The organism is Candidatus Deferrimicrobiaceae bacterium (genome assembly GCA_035256765.1).
Lineage (GTDB): Bacteria > Desulfobacterota > Deferrimicrobia > Deferrimicrobiales > Deferrimicrobiaceae > CSP1-8.
Map to the genome: position 1 here is coordinate 1 of DATEXR010000078.1, position 1,940 is coordinate 1,940.

The 1,940-nt window shown below is 66.6% G+C and carries 1 protein-coding gene; it reads right to left on the bottom strand.

Features of this window, described 5'->3' with window-relative positions:
* On the bottom strand, window positions 1-1,552 hold a 1,552-nt coding region (sppA, locus tag VJ307_02380), incomplete at its 3' end, for a signal peptide peptidase SppA (protein HJX72975.1).
* Window positions 1,553-1,940: the final 388 nt, after the last annotated feature.

Sequence of the window (1,940 nt, forward strand, 5' to 3'; positions counted from 1 at the left end):
CGGCTTCCGCCGGAATCCCGGCCGCCTCCCGAACGAGCCGGAGTGCCGCCGGAAAGCCCCCCAGTTCGTCCACCAGGCCGAGGGCTTTGGCGTCCTCCCCGGTCCAGACCCGCCCCCTGGCGGCCTCCCGCACCTTTTCCACGGGCAGGTTTCTCCCCTTGGCCGCCTTGTCCGTGAACTCCTCGTAGATCCGGTCGAGGATCCCCTGGACCCTCTTCCACTGATCCGCGTCGTAATCCCGCGTCCCGGTCCACAGATCCGCGTTTCTGCTGGTATGGACCTCGTCATATGTCACGCCGAGCTTCTCCCAGAACGAGGTGGTCACCATCTTCCCGGCGAAGACCCCGATCGACCCGGTCAGCGTTCCGGGCTGGGCGACGATCCTGTCGGCGGCCATGGAAATGTAATACCCCCCGGAGCCCGCCACGTTCCCCATGGACACGATGACCGGCTTCCCCGCCTGCCGGGCCCGGACGATTTCCCGCCAGATGGTGTCGGAGGCCACGTGCGACCCTCCCGGGCTATCCACCCGGAAGAGGATCGCCTTGACCTTCTTATCCTCGGTGGCGGACCGGAAGGCATCCGCGACGGTGTCCGGCCCCAGGAGGAACCTCCCCGAGACGGGGTCGTACCGGCTCTTCCCGCGACGGATTCCTCCCACGCCATAGATCAGGGCGATCGTCTCCCCTTCCCCCCGGATCCTCCCCGCCCTCGGGAAGTATTCCCCCAGGTCGAGAAACGTCGCGTCCTCGCCCGTTTTCCGCCGCACCTTTTCGTACACCTCGTCCCTGTACGCGACACCATCCACGAGATTCGCCCGCATCGCCTCCCCGGCGAACAACGGTCCCCGGTCCGCGAGCGACCGCACCTCGTCCGCGGAGAGCTTTCTCGATTCCGCGATCCCCTTCACGATCTGCCCGAACAGGGAGGCGAGGAACCTCCGGTTGGCCTCCCGGTGGGCATCGGTATATTTCTTCTCGGTCAGCCGGTTGACGAGGGTCTTGTATTCCTCCCGCCGGCCCATCCGGGGGATGATCCCGAGCTTGTCGAGAGTCCCCCGAACGAAAGGGGTGTTGGAGATCAGGCCGGTCAGGCCGACGCTTCCGGACGGCTGCAGGTAGATGTTGTCGAAGGCGGTCGCCAGATAGTAGGCCCCGTTTCCCGGGCCGAACTCCCCGAACGTCTCCGCGTGCGCGATCGCGGGCTTTCCCTTCCCGCGGAAAGCCACAACCGCGTCGCGCACCTCCTGGATCTGCGCCATGCCCATTCCCGATGTCCCCACCCTCGCGACAAGCCCCACGACCCGCTTGTCTTCCGCCGCCCGGTTCAGCGCATCCACCACGTCCCGCAACACCATCGATCTCCGCAGCAGGAATCCGGCCACTTGGTCGTCGGGCACATATTCCACGACGGCCCGCTCGAGGTCGACCGCGATGACCGTTTTCTGCGGAATGCGCCCCTTTCCCCGGAAATAGAAAACCCCTGCCGCAAACGACGCCAGGATCACCAGGCCGCCGAAAACGGCCAGAATTCCCACCACGATGTTTCTCATCCTGCTCCCGGGCATTCGCTTCCTCCCCTAGTGCACCGTCTCGCAAATCCCTTGGCATTCGAGCGCCGCTGCAGGGGGCCGGTCCCCGGAAGGGTTTCGTCGCGAGACCAGGGAGACCCTTTGGCTACGGCGGGCAAGCGCAGGAGCGAGCGCGGAGGCGTACGGTCAGTACGCCGCACAAGCGAGCGACGAGCACGCCCGACGCAGCCCGGGGATCGCTTGTCGCAGCAGAAAAGGCAGCCCTTTTGGCGACCGGCGCCTGCGGCTCGGTCTGCACCGCCAGCCCTTTGTCGGACTCCCTGCGCCCGGCTCGGCGTACCGCAAGTACGCCTGCGCCGTGCTCGGTCGTCCTTCGCGGTCTGACGGCGCATCCGCTTCGCCTCGGCTG